Annotated in this window: 30 protein-coding genes and 1 tRNA gene; 10 read left to right on the top strand and 21 right to left on the bottom strand. The window is 55.0% G+C overall.

What is annotated here, in order from left to right; all coding sequences use genetic code 11:
* The first annotated feature begins 293 nt into the window (after nt 1-293).
* Nucleotides 294-884, top strand: a complete 591-nt coding sequence (locus F3I44_RS13275; RefSeq protein WP_150012371.1) for a hypothetical protein — start codon at nt 294-296, stop codon at nt 882-884.
* A 150-nt stretch (nt 885-1,034) separates the two neighbouring features.
* Nucleotides 1,035-2,228, top strand: coding sequence for a zinc-dependent alcohol dehydrogenase (locus tag F3I44_RS13270; RefSeq protein WP_150019438.1), 1,194 nt, complete (start codon nt 1,035-1,037; stop codon nt 2,226-2,228).
* Nucleotides 2,229-2,283: 55 nt separating this feature from the next.
* Here the strand turns inward: F3I44_RS13270 and F3I44_RS13265 are convergent, their stop codons facing one another.
* Both F3I44_RS13265 and F3I44_RS13260 read right to left on the bottom strand, forming a co-directional pair.
* A complete protein-coding gene (locus tag F3I44_RS13265) occupies nt 2,284-2,490 on the bottom strand; it encodes a hypothetical protein (RefSeq protein ID WP_150012375.1) in 207 nt (68 codons plus the stop codon).
* 139 nt (nt 2,491-2,629) lie between these two features.
* The gene (locus F3I44_RS13260) at nt 2,630-3,322 is read right to left on the bottom strand and encodes a YetF domain-containing protein (protein WP_150012377.1); all 693 of its coding nucleotides are present in this window, start codon (nt 3,320-3,322) and stop codon (nt 2,630-2,632) included.
* A gap of 577 nt (nt 3,323-3,899) precedes the next feature.
* Here F3I44_RS13260 and F3I44_RS13250 point away from each other — a divergent pair.
* Nucleotides 3,900-7,661, top strand: a complete 3,762-nt coding sequence (locus tag F3I44_RS13250) for an NAD(P)-binding protein (protein ID WP_150019437.1) — start codon at nt 3,900-3,902, stop codon at nt 7,659-7,661.
* Between the two features lie 14 nt (nt 7,662-7,675).
* Here F3I44_RS13250 and F3I44_RS13245 read toward each other — a convergent pair whose 3' ends face one another.
* Nucleotides 7,676-8,005 (bottom strand): hypothetical protein, encoded by a 330-nt coding sequence (locus F3I44_RS13245; RefSeq protein ID WP_150012381.1) that lies wholly within the window; start codon nt 8,003-8,005, stop codon nt 7,676-7,678.
* Between the two features lie 352 nt (nt 8,006-8,357).
* Here F3I44_RS13245 and F3I44_RS13240 point away from each other — a divergent pair, with 352 nt between their 5' ends.
* Nucleotides 8,358-9,596 (top strand): AI-2E family transporter, encoded by a 1,239-nt coding sequence (locus F3I44_RS13240; RefSeq protein WP_150012383.1) that lies wholly within the window; start codon nt 8,358-8,360, stop codon nt 9,594-9,596.
* A gap of 65 nt (nt 9,597-9,661) precedes the next feature.
* On the opposite strand, the gene F3I44_RS13235 is transcribed toward F3I44_RS13240, so the two are convergent.
* The 3 genes from F3I44_RS13235 to F3I44_RS13225 form a co-directional block, all read right to left on the bottom strand.
* Nucleotides 9,662-9,979: a hypothetical protein gene (locus F3I44_RS13235; protein WP_150012385.1), complete on the bottom strand. Its 318-nt coding sequence runs from the start codon at nt 9,977-9,979 to the stop codon at nt 9,662-9,664.
* 138 nt (nt 9,980-10,117) lie between these two features.
* Nucleotides 10,118-10,543: a DUF4186 domain-containing protein gene (locus F3I44_RS13230; RefSeq protein WP_150012387.1), complete on the bottom strand. Its 426-nt coding sequence runs from the start codon at nt 10,541-10,543 to the stop codon at nt 10,118-10,120.
* A 12-nt stretch (nt 10,544-10,555) separates the two neighbouring features.
* Nucleotides 10,556-10,828 carry a cupin domain-containing protein gene (locus F3I44_RS13225; protein WP_150012389.1) on the bottom strand — a complete coding sequence of 91 codons (273 nt, stop codon included), beginning with the start codon at nt 10,826-10,828 and terminating at the stop codon, nt 10,556-10,558.
* A 168-nt stretch (nt 10,829-10,996) separates the two neighbouring features.
* Here F3I44_RS13225 and F3I44_RS13220 point away from each other — a divergent pair, with 168 nt between their 5' ends.
* Nucleotides 10,997-11,893, top strand: coding sequence for a lipid kinase (locus tag F3I44_RS13220; protein WP_150012391.1), 897 nt, complete (start codon nt 10,997-10,999; stop codon nt 11,891-11,893).
* 19 nt (nt 11,894-11,912) lie between these two features.
* Here the strand turns inward: F3I44_RS13220 and F3I44_RS13215 are convergent, their stop codons facing one another.
* The 8 genes from F3I44_RS13215 to F3I44_RS13180 form a co-directional block, all read right to left on the bottom strand.
* Entirely contained in the window at nt 11,913-12,146 is a 234-nt protein-coding gene (locus F3I44_RS13215; protein WP_150012393.1) for a hypothetical protein, read from the bottom strand.
* A 173-nt stretch (nt 12,147-12,319) separates the two neighbouring features.
* The gene (locus F3I44_RS13210; protein WP_150012395.1) at nt 12,320-12,769 is read right to left on the bottom strand and encodes a DUF421 domain-containing protein; all 450 of its coding nucleotides are present in this window, start codon (nt 12,767-12,769) and stop codon (nt 12,320-12,322) included.
* 12 nt (nt 12,770-12,781) lie between these two features.
* Nucleotides 12,782-13,291: a hypothetical protein gene (locus F3I44_RS13205; protein ID WP_190285944.1), complete on the bottom strand. Its 510-nt coding sequence runs from the start codon at nt 13,289-13,291 to the stop codon at nt 12,782-12,784.
* A 65-nt stretch (nt 13,292-13,356) separates the two neighbouring features.
* Nucleotides 13,357-14,292, bottom strand: coding sequence for a cytochrome d ubiquinol oxidase subunit II (locus F3I44_RS13200; protein WP_150012397.1), 936 nt, complete (start codon nt 14,290-14,292; stop codon nt 13,357-13,359).
* Between the two features lie 9 nt (nt 14,293-14,301).
* Nucleotides 14,302-15,666, bottom strand: a complete 1,365-nt coding sequence (locus tag F3I44_RS13195) for a cytochrome ubiquinol oxidase subunit I (RefSeq protein ID WP_150012399.1) — start codon at nt 15,664-15,666, stop codon at nt 14,302-14,304.
* Nucleotides 15,667-16,049: 383 nt separating this feature from the next.
* Entirely contained in the window at nt 16,050-17,015 is a 966-nt protein-coding gene (locus F3I44_RS13190) for a magnesium and cobalt transport protein CorA (RefSeq protein ID WP_150012401.1), read from the bottom strand.
* A gap of 101 nt (nt 17,016-17,116) precedes the next feature.
* The gene (locus tag F3I44_RS13185) at nt 17,117-18,136 is read right to left on the bottom strand and encodes a DUF481 domain-containing protein (protein ID WP_150012403.1); all 1,020 of its coding nucleotides are present in this window, start codon (nt 18,134-18,136) and stop codon (nt 17,117-17,119) included.
* A 96-nt stretch (nt 18,137-18,232) separates the two neighbouring features.
* Nucleotides 18,233-18,829, bottom strand: a complete 597-nt coding sequence (locus F3I44_RS13180) for a DUF1349 domain-containing protein (protein WP_150012405.1) — start codon at nt 18,827-18,829, stop codon at nt 18,233-18,235.
* A 341-nt stretch (nt 18,830-19,170) separates the two neighbouring features.
* Between F3I44_RS13180 and F3I44_RS13175 the strand changes: the two genes are divergently transcribed.
* Nucleotides 19,171-19,407, top strand: a complete 237-nt coding sequence (locus tag F3I44_RS13175) for a DUF2171 domain-containing protein (RefSeq protein WP_013357057.1) — start codon at nt 19,171-19,173, stop codon at nt 19,405-19,407.
* 172 nt (nt 19,408-19,579) lie between these two features.
* Here F3I44_RS13175 and ddpX read toward each other — a convergent pair whose 3' ends face one another.
* Nucleotides 19,580-20,161, bottom strand: a complete 582-nt coding sequence (gene ddpX / locus F3I44_RS13170; protein ID WP_150012407.1) for a D-alanyl-D-alanine dipeptidase — start codon at nt 20,159-20,161, stop codon at nt 19,580-19,582.
* Nucleotides 20,162-20,675: 514 nt separating this feature from the next.
* Here ddpX and F3I44_RS13165 point away from each other — a divergent pair.
* Nucleotides 20,676-21,002 carry a SymE family type I addiction module toxin gene (locus F3I44_RS13165; protein WP_150012409.1) on the top strand — a complete coding sequence of 109 codons (327 nt, stop codon included), beginning with the start codon at nt 20,676-20,678 and terminating at the stop codon, nt 21,000-21,002.
* Nucleotides 21,003-21,182: 180 nt separating this feature from the next.
* On the opposite strand, the gene F3I44_RS23745 is transcribed toward F3I44_RS13165, so the two are convergent.
* Nucleotides 21,183-21,338, bottom strand: coding sequence for a hypothetical protein (locus F3I44_RS23745; RefSeq protein WP_370452848.1), 156 nt, complete (start codon nt 21,336-21,338; stop codon nt 21,183-21,185).
* A gap of 199 nt (nt 21,339-21,537) precedes the next feature.
* Here F3I44_RS23745 and F3I44_RS13160 point away from each other — a divergent pair, with 199 nt between their 5' ends.
* On the top strand, nt 21,538-22,356 hold the full coding sequence (locus F3I44_RS13160) for a DUF4225 domain-containing protein (protein ID WP_150012411.1): 819 nt from the start codon (nt 21,538-21,540) through the stop codon (nt 22,354-22,356).
* Here F3I44_RS13160 and F3I44_RS13155 read toward each other — a convergent pair.
* The 3 genes from F3I44_RS13155 to F3I44_RS13145 form a co-directional block, all read right to left on the bottom strand.
* Complete coding sequence (locus F3I44_RS13155) at nt 22,353-22,676, bottom strand: hypothetical protein (RefSeq protein WP_150012413.1); 324 nt, start codon at nt 22,674-22,676, stop codon at nt 22,353-22,355. The genes F3I44_RS13160 and F3I44_RS13155 overlap by 4 nt on opposite strands.
* Before the next feature lie 344 nt (nt 22,677-23,020).
* A tRNA-Arg gene (locus tag F3I44_RS13150) sits at nt 23,021-23,097 on the bottom strand.
* Nucleotides 23,098-23,191: 94 nt separating this feature from the next.
* Complete coding sequence (locus F3I44_RS13145) at nt 23,192-23,695, bottom strand: DUF1198 family protein (RefSeq protein WP_150019436.1); 504 nt, start codon at nt 23,693-23,695, stop codon at nt 23,192-23,194.
* A gap of 173 nt (nt 23,696-23,868) precedes the next feature.
* Between F3I44_RS13145 and folD the strand changes: the two genes are divergently transcribed.
* Nucleotides 23,869-24,735 carry a bifunctional methylenetetrahydrofolate dehydrogenase/methenyltetrahydrofolate cyclohydrolase FolD gene (gene folD, locus F3I44_RS13140; RefSeq protein WP_033731804.1) on the top strand — a complete coding sequence of 289 codons (867 nt, stop codon included), beginning with the start codon at nt 23,869-23,871 and terminating at the stop codon, nt 24,733-24,735.
* The gene (gene ybcJ, locus F3I44_RS13135) at nt 24,736-24,948 is read left to right on the top strand and encodes a ribosome-associated protein YbcJ (protein WP_013357050.1); all 213 of its coding nucleotides are present in this window, start codon (nt 24,736-24,738) and stop codon (nt 24,946-24,948) included.
* A 27-nt stretch (nt 24,949-24,975) separates the two neighbouring features.
* Here ybcJ and F3I44_RS23740 read toward each other — a convergent pair whose 3' ends face one another.
* Complete coding sequence (locus tag F3I44_RS23740) at nt 24,976-25,116, bottom strand: hypothetical protein (RefSeq protein WP_190285943.1); 141 nt, start codon at nt 25,114-25,116, stop codon at nt 24,976-24,978.
* 83 nt (nt 25,117-25,199) lie between these two features.
* A partial coding sequence (gene tnpA / locus F3I44_RS13130) for an IS200/IS605 family transposase (protein ID WP_150019317.1) occupies nt 25,200-25,435 on the bottom strand: 236 nt, incomplete at its 5' end.

Here is a 25,435-nt window from a genome sequence, read left to right as displayed (position 1 = left end):
AGCTGCAGACGGATCGGTGAAGCGTAAAAGTGATCCACCCGCGCATATAGGTAATCGATTGCGTGCGCCACTTTTTACACTACCTGACGATAAAAGTTCAAGCCGCGAAGACAAACACGCATGGATTGCTGAAAAAACCGTCAGGGTGTGCAAAGTGACTGCGCGGCGATCATGCCATTTTCGCGCCCGTTTTACTGCCCCTGAAAAGGTGATCCCTGTAACGATTAAGCGTAACGGACTACGCTTTAACTGACGCTGTCGCGATTACGCCGACAGGTACACAGGAGAAAAGAATGAAAATTGCCTGTCTGGGATGGGGATCGTTAATCTGGAAACCTGGTGCACTGCCGGTGGCCAGTCAGTGGCATCATGATGGTCCTGCCGTACCCATTGAGTTTGTGCGCATCGCTGACGGCGGGGAACTCTCTACGGCAATCTGTCTCAACGCCTGCCCGGTGCCGGTGTTCTGGGCCTGGCTGAACACCGCCTCTCTGGAGAGCGCCTGCCGCGCGTTGCGCATTCGGGAGGGGATACCGGACAGCCGCGTCGATGGCGTCGGCATGATGACGGTGACTGAAAGCTCAGCCGGACCGCTGGCAACGTGGGCGCAGGCCAAAGGCATTGAAGGTCTGATCTGGACCGATCTCCCTGCCCGCATGGCGCGTGTCGAAGGCCGGATACCCACGCTGGATGACGCGCGATATTACCTGCAGAAACTTACCGGGGAAACACGTGAGCACGCGTTTCACTACATTGAACAGGTGCCGGCGCAAATCGATACCGCTTACCGGCGCGCGCTGGCCGATCTTACCGGCTGGCAACCGGATGCATTGCCCGTCAACGCCACCACAGCTCAGATGCAGTCACCCAGCCCGCCGGTCTGAAACCGCCCTGCCTCTGGCACCGCTCTGCTTACTCTTCAAAGGATTACTACACTTCAGGCAGGTTTCGATTTCAGATTCCCTGAGTCTTCCTCGCAGGCGGCCATACTTTCTGGTCTGGCTGCCCTTCCCTCGTCAGCAGGAGATCAACAGATGAAAGCATTAACGTATCATGGCCCGCATAAAGTCAGCGTGGATAACGTGCCCGACCCGGGTCTGGAAGCGGCCGATGACATTATCCTGCGCGTGACCGCTACCGCCATTTGTGGTTCAGACCTGCACCTTTACCGCGGCAAAATTCCCGGCACCGGGCATGGCGATATTTTTGGTCATGAGTTTATGGGCGAAGTGGTTGAGGCGGGCAGCGCAGTGACTGCCGTCGCCAAAGGCGATCGGGTAGTCATTCCGTTTGTGATCGCCTGTGGCGACTGCTTTTTCTGCCTGCTGAGCCAGTATGCCGCCTGCGAAAATACCAACAGCGGACGGGGCGCTATTCTGAATCGTAAGAACATCACGCCGCCCGCGGCGCTGTTTGGTTTCAGTAAGCTCTATGGCGGTGTGCCGGGCGGCCAGGCGGAATATGTCAGGGTGCCGAAAGCCAATACCGGCCCGTTTAAAGTGCCGTCGGTACTGTCAGATGAGAAAGTGCTGTTCCTGTCGGACATTCTGCCTACGGCATGGCAGGCGGTCAAAAATGCCGACGTTAAACCTGGCTCCAGCCTGGCGATTTTCGGTGCCGGACCGGTGGGCCTGCTCAGTGCCGCCTGCGCCCGACAGCAGGGTGCCGAACAGATCTACATGATTGACCACAACAACTACCGCTTAAACTTTGCCCGCGATCGCTACGGCGTCATCCCGATTAATTTCGATGAGATCGATGACCCGGCCGGCTGGATTATCGAGCACAGCACCGGCAATCGCGGTGTGGATGCGGTGATCGATGCCGTCGGGTTCGAGGCGAAAGGCAGCCTGACTGAAACCGTGCTCACCAATCTCAAGCTGGAAGGCAGCAGTGGCAAAGCGTTGCGTCAGTGTATTGCTGCGGTGCGGCGTGGCGGTATCGTCAGCGTACCAGGCGTTTACGCCGGATTCATTCATGGCTTCCTGTTTGGTGATGCCTTCGACAAAGGGCTGACCTTTAAAATGGGACAGACGCATGTGCATGCCTATCTGCCCGATCTGCTGAAGCTCATTGAGCAGGGGCATCTGACGCCGGAAGAGATTGTGACCCATCATCTGCCGCTGGAAGATGCTGCACGCGGCTACGATATTTTCGCTAAACGCGAAGAGGAGTGCCGCAAGGTGATTCTGGTGCCTGGCATGGCCGCTACTCAGGCCACGATTTAATCGTCTGAAACGCAATCTCGGATCCCCGGCAGAGCACGCTGCCGGGGATCGCATTTTAATACGGCTTGCGCTGCAGACTGCTTCGCCACTCCCGCCTCTCCAGCAGATGTTCATCCGGCGAGTCCGCCGTATCGACCTGACTCCCCTGCTCCAGCAGTCGCGCACTGCGTGAATGAGGATGACTTTCGCTGATCACCTGTTGTGAAATTGCACCAAACGATAACAGTAAAAACAGTAATGCACTGGCCGCCCTCACTTTCATACGCACACCTCTCTGGTAACGGTGTCGCTATGCTGCCCGACGGGTTTTCATTTTCTGTCAGTAACAGGCAAAGTTATGTGGAGAGCGGGAACAAGCTGCGACGGGTTTAAGCGCGGTTTAGCCCGATGTTCTGACACCACTAATGCAGCCGACGTACGCTTAGCGCCGCAGACCAGCGCTGTCGCTGACAGCGCGGGCAGACGGCCTGTTGCTCCGCCTCAATCCTCTGCGTCTGGCCACAATGGGTGCAGGCGTAAAGCGCGCCGACTGGCACAGTGCTGTAATCCTGTCGGTGCTCCGGCGGCAGCACGCTTAACCCGGCGCGCATCTCGTCATCATCGTAAAAATAGAGGCTGAGCTGACCATCCACCTCCACCAGCGCCAGCCGGATTTGTCCCAGATGCTCTACGCCGCTCTGACGCAACTCCATATAGAACTCATCTTCGGAAATATTCAGCTGATCCAGACTTTCCAGCACATACAGGCCATCCTTAATCAGGGTAATGACGTCGCCCTGAATCAGCCGTGAAAAGCGCGGGCTGTGTGACGTCAGCCAGGTGGTCAGGCGGTAGAGCGCCAGCAATACCACAAACACCATAATCACCGGCAGCACCGGGACATCGTCGTAAAACGTAACGTCACCGGACGCGGAACCCAGCGTCAGAATCACCACCAGTTCGAACAGCGACAGCTGACGCACGCCGCGGCGTCCTGACACTTTCAGAAAAGTAAAAACCACCAGATAAGCGATCAGAACCCGCGCGACCACTTCAAACAAAAAGGTGGCCGGTTGGTCGTTAAGTAAGAAGCGGTGCCAGTCGAATGAGAACATAGTCGGTTAAACATCCTGTTTTAAGGGGCGCGCCGCTTAACCGGCCGCCCGTTAATAGCCTGCAGATTCAGGCCAGCAATAAGTAAATCTTGTCGCCAGCCCGTTAAAAGGCAAGCGAAGCAGTAACGCTAAAACGGGTAAGTCTGTCTGCTCTGCATGTTGAGGAAAAGGTTAACAAAGCTGAAAATAGCGCTGACTCTCTTCACGCCTCGCTTATCAACCCAACAGCATAAACAAAAGTGAAAAATTCCTGTTTCTGAATGTATGGCTTTTACCGCTGCGCTTTTTCCTTTTCACTTCAATAATTTGCGAAGAACCGTTCCTTACCTATACTTTCCAGTAAGGCTTCCGCAAAATCCGTTAACATTCAGAGAAGCCACTCTTTTTCCTGCCGATAGCGCCGCACGTAGAGTTCTGCTATCTCACGTATCCAAACCGTCACAGGCTCTGTTGCCTGCAATTTAGCGTCTGTGGCTTATGGCAAGGATTGCCAGTCTGCTTTGCATACCTGTAACGCCCTGACCCGTTTCGCGACGGCTCGTCAGCGGGAAGCGTGTTGCTTTTTTTTGGAGATGCCATGACGCCCTTTTCCAGTTTCTGGCAGGCCGGCTACGAAGGTGCCGATCATGTCAATCCGGCCGGTGTTGCGCTGTCGATGAACGATCTGAACCAGCATCAGGCGCGGGCGGCAGAGGATTATGCAGCGCTGAGTCCCTTTGCCATTCGCACCGTGCGGGAAAGCGTCGGCTGGCGGTTATGTGAACGCGACGGCCACTATGATTTCTCCACGGTCGCTGCACGGATGCAGGCCGCAGAGCAGCAGGGTATCCAGCTGAGCTGGACAATCTGCCACTACGGCTGGCCCGCGGGTGTCAGTCTGTTTGATCACGACTTTATCCTCCGTTTCGCTGCCTTCTGTGGCGCACTGGCCCGCTTCCTGGCACCCTGGTATCAGCAGGCACCGATCTACTCTCCGATGAATGAGATCTCCTTTGTCAGCTGGGGCATCTCGGTCGGGCTGTTCGCCTGTGAGGCGATCCCGCAGCCGGATGGGGCCGATGCCGTCAAGCAGCAACTGGTGCGCGCCACCCTGGCCGCCTGTGATGCGATCTGGCAGGCCGATCCGCGCGCCCGAGTGCTGCACTGCGATCCGCTGATCCATATCGCGCCCGATCCCGCCGATTCCGACAGCGACCGTCTGGCGCGTGAGATGTGTGACACCCAGTATCAGGCATGGGACATGCTCTGTGGCCGCCGTAACCCGGAACTGGGCGGCGCACCCCGCTATCTCGATCTGATTGGCGTGAATTATTACCACGCCAACCAGTGGGAACAGGGTTCCAACCGGCGGCTTTACTGGCATCTGGGCGACAGCCGACGCCAGCCGCTGCATCAGCTGCTGCTGCAGGTCTGGCATCGCTATCAGCGGCCGCTGCTGCTGGCAGAAACCAGCCACGTCGGCAGCGGCCGCGGTGCCTGGATCCGCGAGATCGCCACACAGGTTGCACAGGCGCAGCTGGCGGGCGCGGACCTGCTCGGCATCTGCCTCTATCCGATTCTCGATCGTCCCTTGTGGGAAGAGACCACCTTCTGGACCCGCAGCGGCCTGTGGGACCTCGATCTTCTGGGTTCCGATCCTTACGCCCGCCAGTTACAGCAGCCTTATGCCGACGCCTTGCGTCAGGCGCAGCGCTTTTTGCAGCACATCCAGTCCCCATTACATCCCAGCCAGGAGCACACCATGAAACCACCTGTTCTCATCGTTTTCAGCCATTTACGCTGGGGCTTTGTTTTTCAGCGTCCGCAGCAGCTACTGACACGCCTGGCGCAGCACTATCGCGTGCTGTTTGTCGAGGAGCCAGTCTGGCAGGCGGGGCCACCAGGTCTGCATCAGAGTTCGCCTGCCGCCAACATTACGGTGATCCAGCCGCACACCGACAGCGACGCGCCCGGCTTTCACGACAGCCAGATCGCCCCGCTGCTGTTGCTGCTGACGCCACTGCTGGAGGAGGACGAACAGCCGCTGATCTGGTTCTATACGCCAATGGCACTGCCGCTGCTGACACCTTTTGATCCTGCACTGGTGATTTACGACTGTATGGATGAGCTTTCGGCCTTCCAGAATGCGCCGCGCCAGCTGCAGCAGCGCGAATCGGCGCTGATGACCCGCGCCGATCTGGTCTTTACCGGCGGCTCCAGCCTTTATGAAGCGAAGCGTGATAAACACGCTCAGGTTTACTGCTTCCCCAGCAGCGTTGATGCCATTCATTTTGAACAGGCGCGCGATCGCACGAATCGTCATCCGTTACAGGATGCCATTCCGTCGCAGCGCCTGGGTTATTACGGCGTGCTGGATGAGCGTATCGACCTGCCGCTGATAGCCGCGCTGGCAGACAGCCATCCCGAATGGCAGATCATCATGGTCGGACCGGTGGTGAAAATTGATCCCGCCAGCCTGCCGCAGCGCGACAATATTCACTGGCTCGGTCAGCAGCCTTATCAGGCTCTGCCGCAGTTTCTGGCGGGCTGGGATGTCTGTCTGATGCCGTTTGCTATCAATGCTTCGACCCGCTACATCTCCCCGACCAAGGTGCTGGAGTATATGGCGGCGCAGTTGCCGATTGTCAGTACTGCCATTGTCGATGTGGCGCGTCACTATGCAGAGGAAGTGGCGGTAGCAGAGACGCACGCGGAATTTATTGCCGCCTGTGAACAGGCAATGGCGATCAGTGCCGCAGAACGGCTGGCGCTGGCGGGACGGATGCAGGCCAAAGTGGATGCCACCTCCTGGGATCGCACCACAGAGCAGATACATGGCCTGATCCAGCAGGCGCTGACGCAGCGTCAGCCCGCGCTGAAGTCAGCCAGCCAGACCCGGGCGCAGGCTGATGTCATGCCACTCACGCCAGCGATGCTGGAGAGCGATGCGGTGCCCTGTCTGATTATTGGCGCAGGACCGACGGGGCTGAGCGCCGGGTATCACTATGGCGAAGGTGCGGTGCTGCTGGAGAAAAATAGCGCGCCAGGCGGCTGGTGCCGATCAATTGACGATCATGGGTTCACCTTCGACTATGCCGGTCACATCATGTTCTCGCAGGATCCCTACGTGTTGCAGCTCTATGAGATGCTGCTGGGCGACAATCTGCACTGGCAGGCGCGCGAAGCCTGGGTTTACAGCGACGGTGTTTATACCCGTTATCCCTTCCAGTCGGCGCTGCATGGCCTGCCGGTCGAAGTGGTAAAAGAGTGCGTGCTGGGCGCTATCGAAGCGCGTTACGGCGAAACCGCGGCGGCTGCCGTGCCGCTGGATCGGGCGCGGGCGCGGCGGGATTGCTGTGCGGATGGTGCAATCCCCGATGAGGGCAGCAGTCTCGGCGCAGTGGAAGGCGAAGAGGATTTCCAGCACTTTATTATGCGCACCTGGGGTAAAGGCATCGCCCGTCACTTCGCCCTGCCCTATAACCAGAAATTGTGGAAAGTGCCGCTGACCGACATGGAAACGTCATGGCTGGGCGGACGCGTGCCGCTGCCCGATCTGTCACAGATCATCGATGGTGCACTGCAACCCCTGGCGAAACCGGTCGGTCCAAATGCCCGTTTCGGCTATCCGCTGCGCGGTGGCTTCCAGGCACTGATGTCGGGCTTTTTACCGCACCTGAAATGTACGCTGGAAACGGACACCACCCTGACCCGCATTTACCCGCAGGCGCATGTCGCCCTGCTGGCGGATGGTCGCCACTACCGTTATGAGCAGTTGATCAGCACCATGCCGCTGCCGGAGCTGATTAAACTGATGGGCGATGAGGTGCCGGAGAGTGTGCAACAGGCGGCGCAGCAGCTGCAGTTTGTGTCGGTGCGCTGTGTGAATCTGGGCATTGGCCGGGCTGACCTGACTGAAAAACACTGGATTTACTACCCTGGCGATACGCTGTTTCATCGCATTTTTGTGCAGGGTAATGCCAGTCCGCACTGCAATCCGCCGGGCGGTTTCGGCTTAACCTGTGAAATCACCTACAACGCGGCTAATCCGCTGCCGCTGGAGGGCGATGCACTGATTGAGCGCTGCCGCCAGGATTGCATCCGGGTCGGCATGATCACCGCGGACGATCCGCTGCTCTGCGCCTCAGAGGTTGATATGCCTTACGCCTATGTAGTCTATGACCATGCGCGCAGCGATAACGTGGCGCTGATCCGCCAGTGGCTGCTGACCCAGGATATCCATCTGTCCGGTCGTTACAGCGAGTGGGAATATTACAACTCGGATCACGCGTTCCTGGCCGGTAAACGCGCGGCCGAAAATGTCCGGTTGCAGCATGTCAGCGCAGGGACGCTTGGTTGATCTGACGCAGCCCGTTATGAAAGACGCTGGCTGCACTTTGCGGCTTTCAGCGACTGCAACGCAGTGACCCGCTTTTCCGCTTTCCGGGTGGCATTGTACTTTGCAATGCCATTTCCCAGTCCGAAATCCCCGACAAAGCCCAGCACGGTCAGGGCATTAAACTGGCCGGTCTGCTCAATATCACTCTGCACGCCGTGCGCTTTGATCAGCGCCTGATCCAGGGCGTTGCAGTTCAGCATCGCTGTCTCTTGCGGCGTCACCGCTGCCGCCTGGGGATAGTGCTTAGTCGCGCAGCCGGTTAACACCAGCACCAGGAGCCCCATTAAGACTTTCTGTTTACACATTTTTCACTGCCTGTTTTTTGCCCGATTAACAGGGTTATCGGCAGCATACACAGAGATCATGAGTCTCTGAGCTACCAATAATGGTCGAAACCGCTACGCTAATGTAGGATTCAGCGCGCTGCCGTCAGAGGCAGGCCGCTACCGACCGGAAGTCACGCAGCGAACGCACATTGCCCGTTCATCACTTCTGCCAGACCTTTCAGACAGTTAGCCAGCATGATGCTGCCAGTAACAGCATTTAACGAGCAAAGCCTGAACGTTAATTTGTGACGAGGCAGCCGCGCAAGCAAAGCCGGACACAGCAAATTTGCGCGTCGGGTTTATCAGAGTTTGTTCCAGATGAGGTTTCTCCATGCGTTTTAAAGGATTGAACATCGGGTTTTTCATTTTAATTCTGGCTATCGCCACCTTCGCGTTTTTCGAGGTGCTTTCGCCCTATTTCTCGCCAATTTTATGGGCGGCGATTCTGGCGGTGATTTTCCATCCGCTAAAAACCTGGCTGCGCAATCGACTGGGTGACCGCAACGGTGTGGCCGCGTTAATTACTCTGTTCTGTATCTGCCTGATTGTCTTCACGCCGCTGGCGATTATTGCCTCCTCGCTGGTGGTTGAAACCAATGCGGTCTATCACAAACTGCAGACTAACTCGTCGCAATTCCCGGCCGTGTTCGCCGATCTGCTGCAGCATCTGCCGCGCTGGGCGAGGCATTTCCTGGCTGAAAATAATCTGGATAACGCCGGACAGATTCAGCAGAAGCTCTCCTCATTTGCGCTTAAGGGCGGTCAGTATGTGGCGGGCAGTGCCTTTATCATCGGTAAAGGGACGTTCAGCTTCACCGTCGGCTTTGGCATCATGCTCTATCTGCTGTTCTTCCTGCTGAAAGATGGCTCCTATCTGGTGCATCTGATTCTGGAAGCGCTGCCGCTTTCCACCTACGTGAAGCACCACCTGATGGTGAAGTTTGCAGCCGTGGCGCGCGCGACGGTGAAAGGTACGGTGGTGGTCGGTATCGTGCAGGGTATTCTCGGCGGGCTGGCTTTCTGGTTTACCGGCATCGATGGCAGCCTGCTATGGGGCGCGCTGATGGCGTTCCTCTCCCTGATTCCGGCGGTCGGTTCCGCCATCATTTGGGTGCCTGCGGCAATCTTCTTCTTCGCTACCGGCGCACTGTGGAAAGGACTGTTCCTGGTTGGTTTCTTCGTGGTGATTGTCGGTCTGGTGGATAACATTCTGCGTCCGCTGCTGGTCGGCAAAGACACTAAAATGCCTGACTATATGATCCTGATCGCTACGCTGGGCGGCATGGAGATTTACGGCATCAACGGTTTCGTGATCGGTCCGGTGATTGCAGCCCTGTTTATCGCCTGCTGGAACCTGCTCTCCGGCCGCGATAACCGCGAAAACATCGACGCCATCGACGAAGACGTGATCGAAGAAGGCAAAAAGCAGTCAGAGACAGCGGCAGAAGCCGCAGCGGAAGCCGCTTCTGCTGCAGCCGATGCGGCCGCTGAAGCGGAAATCAAAGTGTCAGCGTTAGCCGCCGCGGAAAAAGAAGCCGCAGAAAGAAAGGCGGCGGACAACAAAGCATAATTTGGATCAGCCATAAAAAAACCCACCTTCCGGTGGGTTCTTTTTTTAACCTGAAAACCAGCGTCTTAATTGGTCGCTTTGTTTTTCAGCTCTTCAGCACCCTGCTTGGTTTTATCCCAGCCTTTTTCAGTGCCTTCTTTGGTTTTGTGCCAGCCTTTCTGAGCACCTTCGGTGATTTTACTACCGGTAGTGTGGCTTTTGCCTTCAGCGGCATGCTCAGACTTCAGCTTCAGCTCTTTGCCTTCGTTCTGGGTCTGATGCAGTTTTTCTTTCGCAGTATCAGCGCCTTTATGCGCTTCCGCGACGGTGTTATCTGTGGTGGTAGCAGCAAATACTGGCGAGGCCAGCAAAATAGCAGACAGTGCAATAATTGATTTCTTCATAATTCCCTCTGTATTCATCGTTGCCGTGTAGGTTTTAATCCTGGCATAGCCTTCCCAGGAAAGATTTAAGAATAAACCAGGAATGAAAAAGGGCCAGTTTTCACCAGAAAAAGCCGCTGACTGTAGCTTTTTTATCCATTACCAGAGCGCCAGCTGCGGATCGTCGTCCGGATTCGGCTTATTCCGGCTCACGCGGGCGGGCGGTGCTGGCTGCTGCATCTGATGAGTGATCCACGCCAGTAACACCGTCACGACATAATCCTGCTGCTCTGCGCTCAGCGGCTGATGCTGCCGGATGTTGTGCCACTTATTCAGACAGCCACGACAGCAGGTCGCGGTGGCGTGCTGGGCGATAAACACCGGATGACCGCGCATCGGCGTCTGTTTGCCATCATTTTCCGGCTGAGCAGGCGCCAGACGCTGTGCAACAAACTCTGCGGCGTGCTGTCGCAAAACCGGCTCGCCTTTGCTGCTCGCATAATCGTACTCAGCGCGCCCCAGCCGAAAGCGCTGACGAAACGGCGAACGTGCCAGTCGGGTAAACAGCGCGTCAGACACGTTCATACTGATTGCCAGTTACTCATATTTACGCCCCGCCAGATAGCTGACGCCCTGAGGTCCGAACGCTTCGCGATGCAGTTCATTCGGCTGCAGGTGAAACGTCTCGCCGGGATGATAGGTGGTGTCGCCCTGCTCGGTACTGATAGTGATGTAACCACTGAGAATCAGGGCCAGCGCCTCAAAAGGATGGACGTGATTATCAAGCCGGGCTGATGCGGCACGCTCAATCAGCAGTGGCTCATCAAAACCCTGTTCGGCTAACCATTTTCTGAATTCGTGTTCGGTCATTGCAACTCCTCAATATGGAACTGACCCTAAGCAGTGTAGACGATCTTTATCGCCTCTTAGGGCACGGAACGGGTACGTAAAGTCGCGCAAACAGGGTTGTTCACGGGTCAGGCCGATGCTGTACTTGCCGTCTCGTTCCCCATTTTGACATCAGGATGACGTAAAAGTATGCCTTACCCTCAGAAAACGGCTCTGCTGCTGATTAATCAGCGATCACGAAAAGGACGCATTGAGGCCAGTCGGGCGCAGACACTGCTGGTTCAGGCTGGTTTCACCCTGCTGCAACCGGACGAGGATGAGACCCGTACCTACAGCCAGCTCATCGCGGCTTATGCCGGTCGCGTCGAGGCGGTGATCGTCGGCGGTGGCGACGGCACGCTTAACGCGGCCGCGCCAGGAGTGATGCAGACCGGCCTGCCACTGGGCATTTTACCGCTGGGCACCGCCAACGATTTTGCCCGTACGCTGGGCATTCCCGCCAGCCTTGAACAGGCGGTGAACATTATCGCAGATGGACAGCTGCGCGCCGTGGATCTGGGGGAAGTGAATCAGCACCTGTTTCTTAACGTCTCGAGCATCGGCTTTTCGGCAGAGCTGGCGCGTAACCTTACGGCGGAATCGAAAAAACGCTGGGGTGTGGGCGGGTACGCCCTGGCGGCGTTGCGGCTGCTGCGGCAGAGCCGTCCGTTCAGCGCCACACTGGTGCATCAGGGCCAGCGGGTACCGGTCAAAACGGTTCAGGTATCAGTGGGCAACGGGCGCTTCTACGGCGGTGGCATGACGGTGGAACAGCGCGCAGCACCCGACGATGGGTTACTGGATGTCTACAGCCTGGAGTTGCAGCATAGCTGGCAGCTCATTGCGCTGCTGCCCTTTCTGCGGCGCGGCACCCATGGCCGCTGGCGCAACGTGCGGGCATTCAGCACTACGGAACTGACCATTGAGACGCGTCGTCCTCACTACATCAATGCAGACGGCGAGATTATCGGCCAGACACCCGCGCATTTTCGCCTGCTCGCCCGTGCGCTGCGGGTTTATGCACCCGCCGATCCGTCAGCGGAGTAACGGATGGCGCGTCAGGGCGTCAATGCGGAGTCCCGTTCTTTTCAATGTCGTTAATGTGCGTGGTGAGTGTGCTGACCAGCTCTTTCGCCATCTCGATAGTCAGGCCGAAAAACAGCGACTCCTGCGCCGAGCGCTCGCGCGGGGCATGAGGATCAAGGTAGCCAAATTGCAGCACCAGCGCGCCGTGACCGCTTAACGGGCCGATGTGCCAGCCGGTGACCGGATAAAAGGTAAAACGATTAAATTCATTCACTTTAAACCTGACTGTGAAGCATAACGCTGATTGAGTGTCAGGCCAGCTCGGATAATAAAACATGGGTGGATTACTGAGCATGGCGCATATCCGCAGAATAACAAGTAAAAGAGCCGTATCACTATTTACCGGATGCTGAACCTGTAACCCGGTGCACCCTTCCGAGGATGCAGTTACTTCTCCGCCTGGGGAATGATGGAGATATGGCCGTTGACCTCCAGCACCGCATATTTAATCTGATCGAACCGCTCCAGACCCGGACCGGATCGCGCCGCTTCCAGCACGTCATCAGGATTAATGCCGGTCATCTTCATACGCTCGGTCAGCAGATTGCCGTTTTCCACCAGGATGACCGGGCCGCCATCGATGACCTGTTCCACCACCGGAAAACGACTTTTCAGCTTGCCCAGCACAATATCAATGGTGACCAGGGTGATGATGGTCAGCGCCGCCCCCGTCACCGAAAAATCGTCCCCCAGCAGCGCCTGCTGGGTTGCTTCGCTGATAATCAGCAGCAGAATCAGATCAAAAGAGGTCATCTGCAACAGGGTGCGCCTGCCGGCAATTTTGAACACTACCATCAGCACCAGGTAAATAGCTGCCGCACGTAATACCGTTTCCATAACGCGCCTCTGTCAGGGATAGATCCATTGGGTAAAACGGACCGGAGGATGGTCGCCGCCGTTAATGGCAACGTGAATGCGCCCCGGATTGCGTGGCTGCAGGCCGATCCAGATGGCGTGCTCCGGCCCGGTGTCGCGGGCAGAAAAGGTCAGCCGCAGATCGCTGCCGATCGTCACCGCCTCCAGCGGCTGAGGCTGTAGCGTCTGGATTTGCAGGTTATCCAGTGCGCCACCGCCAATCGTTACGTTAAAGTGCCCGGCTACCGGGGCGTTGTAACGAATGCGCATATCCATGTTGCTCTCGACGCGGCCAAACCGCTCATAGTCCACCTGAAGGGTGCCATCCGGCGAGCGGGCGCTGGTGTCACTCAGCACGCCTTTAGAAAAGAGTCCGCATGCACCCAGAATGACCAGCAGAATTAACAGATATTCTCCTGCCCGCTGAATCAGCCATTCGCGGCGAACCCAGCGGAGATCCTCTTTTATCGGGCTATCCCCGGTCGCTGTATGATCTTTTTTCACGCTCTCATTCTCTCCTTTCAGCACACCCACCTATGACGCTCTGCCTGAAGCATAGTGGACAGATATTATTTCGCCCGGCGCTCAACCCAGAACGACCAGCTGTGGTAGAGCAATGTCAGTGGCATAGCAATCGCGGCCCCCACCAGTACAAAGCTTTGTGTGACCGGCGATGAGGCGCTTTCACTGATGCTGAACTGATGTGGCACCAGCCAGGGGTAGAGGCCGCACAGCAGACCGGTAAAAACAGCACCGATCAGCATCAGCGTCAGGATGAGCTGGCATAGCGGCCTGGCTCGCCACAAGGCCAGCGGCAGGGCGATCCAGAGTGTGACAATTGCCGCAGCAGCGATCTTACCCGGCGGCCGCTGCCAGCTTTGCTGCCAGATATCCGCATTAAGGTAGCATTCGACAAGGAAGATCATCAGCGCCAGCAGCCACCACAGCCAGCTCTGTACCGCCGCCAGCGGTTGCACCCTGTCGCCGATGCGCCAGCCGATCCAGCAGCATGCCAGCAGCGAATTGATCGCCATGAGGCCCGCACCGCTGATCAGCGGAACCAGGCTCAGGCCATCCGGCAGGCCGGTTTGCGGCTGCGCGCTGATGATCATCCCGGCGCACCAGCCCTGAATAAAGGTTGCCAGTGCCGAACTGCCCGCCATGATGCGGTCCAGCCAGTGACGCAGTTGTGAAGAACTCCGGGCGCGGTATTCCAGCGCCATCGCCCGTACCAGCAGCGCCAGCAACATGGCAAACAGCGGCACGCTCAGCTGACTGAAGAGCAGTGCATAGACCGGCGGAAACAGCGCCAGCAGCCCACCCGCCGCCAGCACCAGCCAGGTCTCATTCGCATCCCATACCGGCAGAATACTCTGCGTCATCAGCTCACGCTGTTCCTCAGCGTGAAACCAGCAAAAAAGCATCCCCACCCCCAGGTCAGTGCCGTCCAGTAGCAGATAGAGCAGCAGGGATAGGCAGATAATCAGCGCGGAGAGATCGGCCATCACAGACTCCTAATGTGGCGTTTTTAGCTCAATGACGACCGGTTGTCCCGATGGCAGTTCACCCTTAATCCGGCGCAGCAGATAGTGTAAGCCGAGAGCGAAGGCCAGCACGTAGATCAGCAGCACGGCCACGAAAATGGCCAGCGTGGCACCGAACGACAGGGGGGAGACGCTCTCTGCGGTGCGTAACATGTTGTAGACCGTCCACGGCTGACGCCCCACTTCCGTCACGACCCAGCCAGAGAGCAGTGCGATAAAGCCCGCCGGTGAGAGCCATACCATCCAGCGCATTAACTGCCCCGATGCGGCCAGCCGTCCACGCCAGCGCTGAAGATTAGCCGTCAGCGTGGTGAGTAAGATGATCAGTCCCAGCCCCACCATCAGGCGAAAGGCGAAAAATACCGGCAGCACCGGTGGAATGGCCTCTGCAGGAAATTCACTCAGGCTTTTAATGTGCCCAGTGAGGTTGTGCCGCAGATAGAGCGAGCCAAGAGCGGGCAGGCTCACCTCAAGATGGTTACGTTGAGCCTGCTGATCCGGTAGCGCGAACAGTCGCAGCGGTTCCCCCTCACCCTGCGCAGGTGGACGCCAGCTACCCTCCATCGCCGCGAGTTTAGCGGGCTGATAGTCGCGGGTATTTTCACCGTGCAGATCGCCAAGGACAATCTGCAGTGGAACGGCAAACAGCAGAAGGGTCAGCGCGCTGTTGAGCATCAGCCGTGAAGCTGACTCCCCCTTAAAATGCCGCAGTCGCCAGGCCGCAACCCCCATCATCAGCACCGCGACGGCAATCAGTGACCCCACCACCATATGACTGAAACGCCAGGGAAAAGAGGGCGACAGCAGAATCGACCGCCAGCTTTCGGCCAGGAAAACACCGTTCTCATTGCGCGTAAATCCAACCGGCGTCTGCATCCAGGAATTGGCAGCCAGAATCCAGAACGCGCTAAGCAGCGCGCCGACGGCCACCAGACAGGTCACGGCAAAATGAATGCCAGGCCGGATTTTATTGAAGCCAAACAGCATCACCCCGGTCAGCGCTGATTCCAGAAAAAAGGCGACCAGCACCTCATAAAACATTAACGGTCCAATCACGCCACCAACCTGATGGGAAAAGCGCGCCCAGTGCGTACCAAACTGGAACTCCATGACTACGCCGGAGGCAGCACCAATCGCCACCGTCAGGGAAAAAATGTTCAGCCAGAAGTGAAGCGCATCCCGGGCGACCTGCTGCTTTCCCCACAGCCAGCGCGCCTCAAACCAGACCAGAAACGGGGCCAGCCCAAGCGTCAGCGCCGCCAGCGTGATATGCATGCCCATGGTCAGCGCAAACTGCGTCCGGGCAATAACCAAAACCCAGTCGCTGTCATTCATAAGGGGAGTGTTCCGGCGCAGACACGCTGGGGTGAGTGCCTGGCGTGAACAGACACGCAGGCAGCGGTACTTTCATCTGAGTCTCTCCTGGCCGGTAAATGATCGCGTCTGCCGGGGCTGCATGACATCCGTAGCGGGATGAATTTACCAGCAGATAGCGTATATATGATGTTATCTGTTTATCGTAGTGAAGAAATAAAAAATCAGCCAGTTACGACGAGCCTGTAATAACGACCACGCTGAAGATGATTTTATTGTGGCAACGTAAAGAGAGGTGAAATAAAGTTATTACCGCGGGCCGTTTCCGACTCGCTTAAATAAAGGAAAATAAAATTAAGCGAGGCGGATAATTAATCCGCCCCGCTGTTACAGAACGGGCTGCTTTACAGCCAGCCGGAGCGTCGCAGTCTGGCCCACAGACCGCCGCAGGCCACCAGCGTCAGCCCAACCGCCAGCGGATAGCCATACAGCGACTTCAGCTCCGGCATATGTTCGAAGTTCATACCGTACATGCTGAACACTACGGTCGGAATCACCAGGATCGCGCCCCAGCCCGCCAGCTTTTTGACCACCTCATTCTGCTGCACTGTCACCAGCGCCAGGTTAACCTGCATGGCGCTGGTCAGCATCTCGCGCATATCTTCCGCGTCGGTCACCACATGACGGGCGTGATCCTGCACGTCGCGGATATAGGCGCGCAGCGGACGCGGGATCAGATCTTCATGCAGGTGGATCAGCTGATTACAGATCTCTTCTACTGGCTGCGCTGCATTGCGTAGTGACAGCAGATGACGGCGCATGGTGTAGACCGACTGAACCGACTTACGGTCAAATTCGCTGGTGAAGAGTTCGTTCTCCATCTGCCCCACCCGCTCATTCAGCGAAGTGGAGAGCGCGGCATAGCGATCGACAATGAAATCGAGCAGGCAGTAGAGCGGCCAGGCAGGGCCGAACTTCAGCAGCGCCGGATTTTCAGACGCCCGCTGCCGCACCGGGGTATAGCTTTCAGATGCGCCGTGACGGATGCTGATAAGGAATTTTTTTCCGACAAAGAAATGGGTTTCGCCCAGTTCACAGCTGTCATCCTTCGCACAAACCGTCTTGACCACGATAAACAGTGAGTCACCGTAATGTTCGATTTTAGGTCGCTGATGGGCATTAAGCGCATCTTCAACCGCCAGTTCGTGCAGGCCGAACTCCTCTTTAATCTTTGCCATAAATTCAGCGTCTGGCTGCCACAGCCCGAGCCAGATAAACGCTTCCGGCTCTTTAATCACTTCACTGATATCTTCGACGTCGACCTCTTCGCCCGCACTTCCCGGACGATATACCCTGCTGCTTACGATCATCTTCTGCATTCCCGTTGTGTCAGTACATGCAGCTTAGCCAAAGCCGGGCCTGTAACCGGATAAAAACCGTAAGGATTTGCTGCGACTCCACTATCAGCGGGTTACCACTTCAGGCCTAATCCGGTGGAAAAGATGCCTTCGTTCAGGGTATCAGGAATGCCGCTGACCAGATTGCGATGATAGCCAAGGTGCAGGGTTGACCAGGAGGTCAGGCTATAGCGCATCCCGACTTCCGCATCCAGCATAAACACCCCGTCATCATCCAGTGAATGACCGACATCGCCGTTGCTGTAAAGCGTGACCGATTTACCCAGCAGATAGCGCTGATAGTTCCAGCGCAGCGAGCCGCCAACGTGCCGTTCTTCGCGATCGTCGCTGTAGCCATATTCAAAGGCTCCGCCCAGCACGGAGAGAGAGAAAGCGCTGAGTTCGGTGTCCCACAGCTGATAACCGGGGCCGGTGCCGAGCAGCGCCTGGCGTGAGAGGTTCTCCACCCAGTCGCGCTTGTAGGTCGCGCGTGTCTGCCAGAAGAACTGCTCACTGACCAGATAGTCGAAGGCGTAGCGCAGGCTGTAATTGTCTGTGTTGACACTCGCGTTTTCCTGCTCACGGTTATAGGTCGCCCCGATGTCGTGACGCCAATTCCCCTTGTTCAGTTTGGTGTTGAGCGCAAAGCTGTAGTCGTCAGTTTTCGTCGAGGCTTTTTTGACCTTAACACCGGCATCGATATTGCCGGTCCAGGCAAGCTGATCGCTGCGCACTTTGGCTTTCATAAACTCATCGATGCGCCTGACGGAGACCTGCTGCTCCTGCTCATTGCGTTCCACCCAGACATAGCCGGGATCGGACGAAGAGAGCCGCACCTGATAATGTTCGCCGGTCTTTTTGTTTTCGACATTGACCGGATTGTCGCTGGCGAGCGTACTGACCGCATTCCACGCCAGGGTGACGGTGCCCGCGTAGTGTGTCTCAATCGCCAGCTTGCCGTCGCTGAGGTAACGGATCGTGCCGGTCAGCCGATCGCCATTAGTCAGCCAGACGGTATCGGCTGCGGCCTGCTCTGCCCAACCGGTACAGCATAAGATGACCAGCAGCCGGGTCAGTAAGGTGGCGCAATGCATAGCTTTCCCTGTAAAGGCGTCGTCCGGTATGGACGACACGTCACCGCAAATTCGGACCTGACAATTAAGCGGATTCCGCGATGATATGCAATGCGGTCAGGAGAGATCGTGGAGTGCTTTGCCAGGCGGCGGACCCAGCATGAAGTCGCTGAAACGGATCGCCAGCCCCTCGCGTTCAGGCGAACAGCCCATCACGCCGACAAAACGCCGCGTCTGACCCGGCCACGGGCAGAGCCGCAACAGTGGCCAGGTCAGGCCATCGGTGGAGTACTGGATTCGTAATACCGCCTTTTCCAGCGTGGCACGCAGCCAGAACTGACGCGCATCACCGGGAAAAACACCGGTAGACCAGTCAGAAAACTTACGCGTGACCACGCTGCCGATGGCAGGCTGGTCATCGTTAAACTCAATGCCCGCTTTAACCCAGTGCGTTTCACTGTCCTGAATAAACAGACCGGCCTGATCGTAGAGCTGGCTGAAGTCCGCCCTCACCTGCACCTGAACGGTAAAATCATTTTCCACCCAGAAGCCAAAAGCGTGGCCGCTGTGCCGTTCGAAGCCGTACCAGGTGCGCTGCCAGAAATCGCTGTTTAACGCGGTTTCGAACTGCAATGTTTCACCATCCAGACTGTGTACCGGCGGCTGATTAATCCAGACGCCGCCTTCGGTGTTAAGTGAGCTGATCGCAGACATAAGCACTCCTTTATGTGAGTTAAATCGCCTGCGTTCAGGCAGACCCGGGCGCGGCGACAGGCCTGATTATCATAGCGTTGATTGATGAAACAGCCGCAGAGGATCGCGGCAAATCTGAACATGCCGGAGTGGAAAGGGTTTAGCTGAGCAGACCCGATACTGCGAACATCGGGATCGGTTCGCGGTTTCTTTTTTCATGTCGCGGAAACCAATAATTGCCTTCAGGTCCGGTCAACTCAACTATTTCATTTTGTTAATCGCCTGGCGCAAACCGCGATTAACAACCAGGCTTGTTCTGTCTGAGGGCAACTGAACTCATCAAATATAAGGATTAAGTCAACATGGTAGATAAATCAGAGATTCTGGATCACGCACAGGTTGTTGATGTGAATGGCGAACATGTCGGGATTGTTGACCATTTCGAAGGCGACGACAAAATTAAGCTGGCGAAAAGCGATCCTGAAGCAGGCGGCAAACACCACATTATTCCATTCAGCTGGGTGAAAGACGTTGATGACAATAAAGTCATCCTGTCTAAATCTAAAGCGGATGTTGAAAGCGAGTGGCAGTCTGCATAAGTCCTTAGCCGTGGCATCTGCCACGGCTTATTTATTTTCTTCGCGTTAAGCTATTTTTACTTATCACCCTGCCCGAACCCGCTCATTTTATCGCTCTGCCCTTCTGCATTTTATGAAGATCAACGCTTTCTGCATTTCCTCTAAACAGATATATCAAAACTGTTCTCTTTTCTCAGAGGCTGATATTTTCTGCCTGTGGTGAGGAATAACAGCCAAACACGCCGTCGATCAGAAGATAGCTTTCTGAACCGGGCAATTCAAAATGCCACCATTCGGTCGCAATGCCAGTGAAGCCACCGCCCAGCATGATGGCATTAAGCATCAGACGGTTACGCTGTGCCTGAACGGGCACTGCAGGATGATAAGGATGGGAGTGCTCACTCATCTCATCGAAACCGGTACCCATATCCACGATCTTCCCATGCTCGTCGAGCAGCGTCACGTCCACTGCGGTGCCGCGGCTGTGGTTTGATCCGCGCGTCAGCGGTGCGACATAGTCCTGATTCGGGCAGGCCTGCCAAAGGATTGCCTGCGCGGCAGGTGGCCGGTACGCATCGAGCACCAACAGCCTGTAGCCCGCAATTTTTGCAATGTTAATACTCTTTGCCAGCGCTTTCACCGCATCAACATGCAGCAGACAACGTGCATCGCGGTAGATCGGTTGCCCTGTGAGATTATCGGCAGTGGCGTATTTCAGATCGATGGCTAACTGAGGAAAGGCTTCAGCAATATCAACAAGATTTTTACTTTCCATGACGGAGTGCTCCCTGTTTATGTGCTCTGTGGCGGGCTGGCCGGAGAGGATGATTATGAGGCGGCTATCATGGCACTGCGGCGGGAGGAAAAAAAGTGTCTTTAATTTTTGAGTCCGGACAAGGTGTGGCAGTTTGTTTACTCCGGATGCTGGCTGGCAGCGTTTATGGTTTCAGGAATTGTTATGAGCGAGATAATCAGTCCGGTGACGTCAGGATCTACGGCGCTTTATCATTAAGCGTGGTCAGGTGAAAATCGTTATTTTATTTATGCTATATACAAATCAGAACTCTGTTTTGCATTGGCTTTCGTGCTGCAGTTAATTACTTTATTTTGCGATCTGCGCCGCAAATAATATCGTTTTAATTGTGAGAAAACTCGCTGATTTACATCGATTTTCAGCTGGACTTTTTTCGTATTAGTTGATTATATGTACAGGTATTTAGCGCGATACAGAGGTGTTGGAGCACCTCTATATCGCTAATCACAATCACTATTGAAAAGGAATAGAGATCATGACTGAGTCAGAGTGTAATGCAGTTGGTTTAAATCCAGAAGCCCCTTCCGTCACCCGGCGCAAATTAACGGTAAGTTACGCCAGCCGTTATCCAGACTATATCCGTATTCCGTCGATCATTATGAAAGGCCAGTGGCTGGCAGCCGCCGGATTTACTACCGGAACCGAAGTTGAGGTGAATGTCACAGAGGGCCGTATTGTGCTGACCGTGAAGCCACCCGAGCTTGTCGATGAACAACTGGTTAATGCATTAGCGCAGCTGAACAAGCTGCCTGCAAGAAAACAGAAGCAGGTGCTGGCATTGTCCGGTGTGGCTGCGGGTTAGTGGTGTTGAGGTGAAAGGATGCCGCTTCTGGTTGGGGAGCGGCAGATTAAATTAGTCGCATGAGGAGCGTGCAGATTACAATTTTCAATGCGGTTATCTGCCGCTCATATTCGCCGTTAAATTTAATGATATAACCTGCTTCTTTATAAAGAGCAGTTAATCTGAATAAGACCTCAATGATTACGCTGTCGGACGTTCATTCCAGGCATCATGTGCCAGCAGATTACCGTCTTTATAAAGGTGTGTGATTTTCTCATAATTTAATGCAACTTCTTCCATATGTCCGGTTCCCGGACTACTGTGCGGAACAGCTAAAGGGAAAGTACGTTTGCGCATTTTTTGTCCAGGCCAAAGTTGGATCTGGAATCCATTTTTTATGTTTTATCGCCCCTAATGCCACTCTGTAGTGAACTTTCCCTTAGTGGATCACTAATGCAGAACCTCCACGCTTCAATTTGAGATCCTTTTCAACTCCAGCTATTTCAGGATCTGAAAATCACGTTTAGTGAGACCACGTTTTTACAGAGGCACTGTTATGGACAACTACTGGGACACGAAAAGACTCTCAAACTACTTTCTTACGATGGCAAATTTGGAGGCTAATCATTTAGTTAACATAGCCACTTCACTTTCTCAATTTCATCTTAAGGATGCGCTTGTAAGACTAAAATTTCAGGATGAGGTGCGCGAGTTCGCTCGTCTACAGATCCATACGATTCGTACTTCGAATTCTGACGAGCAGTGTCAGGAGTGCATTCAGAATCTGAAGCAGGAAAGCCAGCATCTCAGGATTCAGGACAGAATGCTCAGAACGGGTGAAGCAGTCGTATCGTCTTCGGTGCAGTTTTATCATGACCATGAAAAGGTCATAGGATATGTAATCAATGGCATCGGCGTGGTGCTGAGCGGCTTACAAATCGTGGCTGGAGTCGGTCTGATTGCAGGCTCTGTAACTACGGGTAATGTTTTGGGTGTTGTAGCGGGTTCAACCCTGGTGATGAATGGCGTAGGATCAGGCATTGAGAGCACAGGTAAACTCAGCGGTGTGGCCCACCCATCAAACCCAGTAAGAGATAAATATGAAGATGTTGCAGATTTTTTTGGCTTTGATAAGCGACTCGGATTGCTAGCCTATCAGGTAGTTGATTTGACAACCTCATACTATGGCATTTTAAAACTGACTTTAAAGCCAGAGGCATGGAGGCTATACAAATATCTGCCAACTGACTATTACCGCAAAGTTCAGATTATGAGTAAACCAGCACTTGCTTTAAAAGGCGCTGGAGCAGCCTACAAGGGGACTGGAATAGGTTTGAACCTTTATCAAATGCATAATAGCCCCCAACAAAACTAATTCCTGTTTTTTCTGATAAACCTGTTAGCTTTCCAGGCCAGATTCAGAGGGGTGACAAAATAGACTACAAAGAATGCAAACGTCAGAACAATAATATATGGAATGGCATTTGAAGCATCTGCATTGAAAATGCCATCCAATCCAACCAGGGTCAAAATAACAAGGGCAATCACTCCTCCCCAGAAGCGTTTACTCAGATCAATCACAAGACTTTGAAGTGTATCTTTTTTTGACTCGTCTTTTTTAATAATGCTTTTGAGCTTACCAATGTCTTTAGCAGAGAAGCCGTTATCATAAAGTTCTTGCTCAAATTCGTTCATCTTATTCATCCTGAATGACGTTGCGATACGTGCGAAATATAGCACAGTGAACCCGGCACATGCTAACCAACTGGCTTGCTCTGGTATCAATGTTTCCTCACTTTTGCAGGCTCTGCCTGAACATCAAGCTGAAACCCTAAAGCGCAAAATATTATAGCGCTCAATATAAACAGCAGGTTAAAAACTAGCACATTATAAGCCTCGAAAAGTCAAAGCCCTGTTCAAAACGCCATGAAAGTACTGATGACAATTAATTTCGTGGAGAAGAATAAGAGTAAAACGTTGAGGTATGCTTCTGAGAGTTAAACAAAAGTGAGTCTCAGGATGCAATGCAGAAGAGAATTTGGCACGCCCTACAGGATTCGAACCTGTGACCTACGGCTTAGAAGGCCGGTGCTCTATCCAGCTGAGCTAAGGGCGCATGGAGATGGCACGGATTATACGTCGGGAAGCGGGTACGTCAACGTTTTTGCCGTTTCACCGCAGCGAAGTGCTGCGGTAATAACCAATTGGCGTCAGTGACGCCTGCGCCATTCGCTGAGCGACACGAGTTTCCTGGTGCCGGAAAATTCTCCTTCCAGCTCAATCCCTTGTGAGGTGAAACGCGCATTGTACTGCTCACGAAGTGCGTGCAGCTCCTGGCTGTCCGGCTCCAGCTGGCGCAGAAAGCCCAGCGCGAGCAGCAGCTGCTGGCGGCTGATAAGCGGTGGAAAACCGGCACGACTGAGAATCGCATGCCAGCGCTGACTGTTCTCCCCGCTGCCATCAACAATCAACACCTGCCAGATCAGCAGTACCGCTGCGCCGTTATGCAGATGCGTTTCATTATCGCTACTGAGATAGTCGGTAAACTCTTTTGCCGCCTCTTTGCCCATCATAGAAATCATTGATTCCACCTGTACCGGTGGCAGTTGCAGCCGTTTACTGAGCCTTTGAGCGGCGTGGCGTGAGCCAGCGGTGAGCAGCTGAAATCCAGCGACAAAAACCACCGCCAGCGTAGCAAGCATTATCCAAATCATTACATCTTCCCCGGATTGTCCTGCAGATATCATACGCATGCAGGCAGGTACGCGTCGCGACGAAAAAGCCGGAAAGCGCATACGTGGCTGAAACTGTGACTGACAGCAGCCCACGCTTCTGACAAAATAGCCCCCTTCCCCGATTCAACACAACACAGTGGATTTCCTCTCTGATGGCAGCAAAAATTATTGACGGTAAAACGATTGCGCAGCAGGTGCGCGTTGAGGTTGCGGAAAAAGTGAAGCAGCGCCTGGCCGCCGGAAAACGTGCGCCAGGTCTGGCCGTGGTTCTGGTGGGTGAAAACCCGGCATCGCAGATTTATGTGGCCAGTAAACGCCGCGCCTGTGAAGAGGTCGGTTTCCACTCCCGCTCTTACGATCTGCCTGCCACCACCCGCGAAGCTGAGCTGCTGGAGCTGATCGATAAGCTCAATCAGGACGACGAAATCGATGGCATCCTGGTGCAGCTGCCGCTGCCAGCGGGTATCGATAATGTAAAAGTGCTGGAGCGCATCACGCCGGATAAAGATGTTGATGGCTTCCACCCTTATAACGTCGGTCGCCTGTGTCAGCGTGCGCCAACCCTGCGTCCCTGCACCCCACGCGGTATCGTGACGCTGCTGGAGCGCTACAACATCGATACCTACGGCCTGAACGCTGTGGTGGTCGGGGCGTCTAACATTGTTGGTCGTCCGATGAGCATGGAGCTGCTGCTCGCAGGCTGCACCACTACCGTGACCCATCGCTTTACTAAAGATCTGCGCCATCACGTTGAGCATGCCGATCTGCTGGTCGTTGCGGTGGGCAAGCCAGGCTTTATTCCGGGCGACTGGATTAAACCGGGTGCCATCGTCATCGACGTAGGTATTAACCGTCTGGACAGCGGTAAAGTGGTGGGCGACGTTGATTTTGACAGCGCATCAGAGCGCGCCTCCTACATCACGCCAGTGCCGGGCGGTGTGGGACCGATGACAGTTGCAACACTGATTCAAAACACGCTGCAGGCGTGCGAAGAGTTTCACGATAAAGAGGACGTTTAAATGGCAAGTTTTTCACTGGGTAAATTCCCGCACGTCGATCTGTGTGACCTGCTGAAGCTGGAAGGCTGGGTTCAGAGCGGCGCACAGGCGAAAGTCGTGATTGCCGAGGGAGAAGTGAAGGTCAATGGCGCGGTAGAGACCCGTAAGCGCTGCAAGATCGTTGCCGGTCAGACCGTGGAGTTTGCCGGTTTCCGCATCACTGTCGTCGAGTAATTTTCGGGCGTCCCTGCGGGGACGCTGTCACAGCAACGCCTCTCCCCTGCCCCTTGTCTCACCTTCCCGCTGTTCCCGTGCAATATGATTCACTGCCGTATGCGGCGCAATCGGCCTCAGGTTACGGACTGAACGGAAGCCGCGGATCTCGATCTGTTCAATCGCCATAGTAAAAATCCGCCTTCATAGAAGGCGGCTTTGTTTTCCGCCCCATAGGGGCGTACTAAGTTCGGACTCTTAGAGCCCTCTCTTCACACCTCATGAAGCGACAGTTGTTTATCTTCAACTTCATGCTTCTCTTGATATTTTACATATTTACGGATCATTTCAGCATTCACGCCCACTGTATCCACGCAGTATCCTTTGGCCCAAAAGTGATTGCCCCATAACTTGTGCTTACGCAGGTAGGGGAACTTGTTGAACAGCCTGATTGCTGTTCTTCCTTTCAGATGGCCCATGACTTCTGACACTGATAACTTCGGTGGGA

This window comes from Pantoea sp. F_5, assembly GCF_008631595.1.
GTDB classification, from domain to species: domain Bacteria; phylum Pseudomonadota; class Gammaproteobacteria; order Enterobacterales; family Enterobacteriaceae; genus Pantoea; species Pantoea gossypiicola.
This window is presented reverse-complemented; position numbering and strand designations above follow the sequence as displayed.

What these genes read in the sequence shown, in the direction of transcription:
- F3I44_RS13220 (WP_150012391.1), top strand. Translation starts at nt 10,997, where the DNA reads ATGCCTTACCCTCAGAAAACGGCTCTGCTGCTGATTAATCAGCGATCA.
- F3I44_RS13200 (WP_150012397.1), bottom strand. Translation starts at nt 14,292, where the DNA reads ATGGCCGATCTCTCCGCGCTGATTATCTGCCTATCCCTGCTGCTCTAT.
- F3I44_RS13190 (WP_150012401.1), bottom strand. Translation starts at nt 17,015, where the DNA reads ATGATCGTAAGCAGCAGGGTATATCGTCCGGGAAGTGCGGGCGAAGAG.
- F3I44_RS13265 (WP_150012375.1), bottom strand. Translation starts at nt 2,490, where the DNA reads ATGAAAGTGAGGGCGGCCAGTGCATTACTGTTTTTACTGTTATCGTTT.
- F3I44_RS13260 (WP_150012377.1), bottom strand. Translation starts at nt 3,322, where the DNA reads ATGTTCTCATTCGACTGGCACCGCTTCTTACTTAACGACCAACCGGCC.
- F3I44_RS13275 (WP_150012371.1), top strand. Translation starts at nt 294, where the DNA reads ATGAAAATTGCCTGTCTGGGATGGGGATCGTTAATCTGGAAACCTGGT.
- F3I44_RS13240 (WP_150012383.1), top strand. Translation starts at nt 8,358, where the DNA reads ATGCGTTTTAAAGGATTGAACATCGGGTTTTTCATTTTAATTCTGGCT.
- F3I44_RS13270 (WP_150019438.1), top strand. Translation starts at nt 1,035, where the DNA reads ATGAAAGCATTAACGTATCATGGCCCGCATAAAGTCAGCGTGGATAAC.
- F3I44_RS13175 (WP_013357057.1), top strand. Translation starts at nt 19,171, where the DNA reads ATGGTAGATAAATCAGAGATTCTGGATCACGCACAGGTTGTTGATGTG.
- F3I44_RS13180 (WP_150012405.1), bottom strand. Translation starts at nt 18,829, where the DNA reads ATGTCTGCGATCAGCTCACTTAACACCGAAGGCGGCGTCTGGATTAAT.
- F3I44_RS13210 (WP_150012395.1), bottom strand. Translation starts at nt 12,769, where the DNA reads ATGGAAACGGTATTACGTGCGGCAGCTATTTACCTGGTGCTGATGGTA.
- F3I44_RS13185 (WP_150012403.1), bottom strand. Translation starts at nt 18,136, where the DNA reads ATGCATTGCGCCACCTTACTGACCCGGCTGCTGGTCATCTTATGCTGT.
- folD (WP_033731804.1), top strand. Translation starts at nt 23,869, where the DNA reads ATGGCAGCAAAAATTATTGACGGTAAAACGATTGCGCAGCAGGTGCGC.
- F3I44_RS13195 (WP_150012399.1), bottom strand. Translation starts at nt 15,666, where the DNA reads ATGAATGACAGCGACTGGGTTTTGGTTATTGCCCGGACGCAGTTTGCG.
- F3I44_RS13230 (WP_150012387.1), bottom strand. Translation starts at nt 10,543, where the DNA reads ATGAACGTGTCTGACGCGCTGTTTACCCGACTGGCACGTTCGCCGTTT.
- F3I44_RS13225 (WP_150012389.1), bottom strand. Translation starts at nt 10,828, where the DNA reads ATGACCGAACACGAATTCAGAAAATGGTTAGCCGAACAGGGTTTTGAT.
- F3I44_RS23740 (WP_190285943.1), bottom strand. Translation starts at nt 25,116, where the DNA reads ATGGCGATTGAACAGATCGAGATCCGCGGCTTCCGTTCAGTCCGTAAC.
- F3I44_RS13155 (WP_150012413.1), bottom strand. Translation starts at nt 22,676, where the DNA reads ATGAACGAATTTGAGCAAGAACTTTATGATAACGGCTTCTCTGCTAAA.
- ybcJ (WP_013357050.1), top strand. Translation starts at nt 24,736, where the DNA reads ATGGCAAGTTTTTCACTGGGTAAATTCCCGCACGTCGATCTGTGTGAC.
- F3I44_RS13250 (WP_150019437.1), top strand. Translation starts at nt 3,900, where the DNA reads ATGACGCCCTTTTCCAGTTTCTGGCAGGCCGGCTACGAAGGTGCCGAT.
- F3I44_RS13145 (WP_150019436.1), bottom strand. Translation starts at nt 23,695, where the DNA reads ATGATTTGGATAATGCTTGCTACGCTGGCGGTGGTTTTTGTCGCTGGA.
- F3I44_RS13235 (WP_150012385.1), bottom strand. Translation starts at nt 9,979, where the DNA reads ATGAAGAAATCAATTATTGCACTGTCTGCTATTTTGCTGGCCTCGCCA.
- F3I44_RS13245 (WP_150012381.1), bottom strand. Translation starts at nt 8,005, where the DNA reads ATGTGTAAACAGAAAGTCTTAATGGGGCTCCTGGTGCTGGTGTTAACC.
- F3I44_RS23745 (WP_370452848.1), bottom strand. Translation starts at nt 21,338, where the DNA reads ATGCGCAAACGTACTTTCCCTTTAGCTGTTCCGCACAGTAGTCCGGGA.
- F3I44_RS13160 (WP_150012411.1), top strand. Translation starts at nt 21,538, where the DNA reads ATGGACAACTACTGGGACACGAAAAGACTCTCAAACTACTTTCTTACG.
- ddpX (WP_150012407.1), bottom strand. Translation starts at nt 20,161, where the DNA reads ATGGAAAGTAAAAATCTTGTTGATATTGCTGAAGCCTTTCCTCAGTTA.
- F3I44_RS13165 (WP_150012409.1), top strand. Translation starts at nt 20,676, where the DNA reads ATGACTGAGTCAGAGTGTAATGCAGTTGGTTTAAATCCAGAAGCCCCT.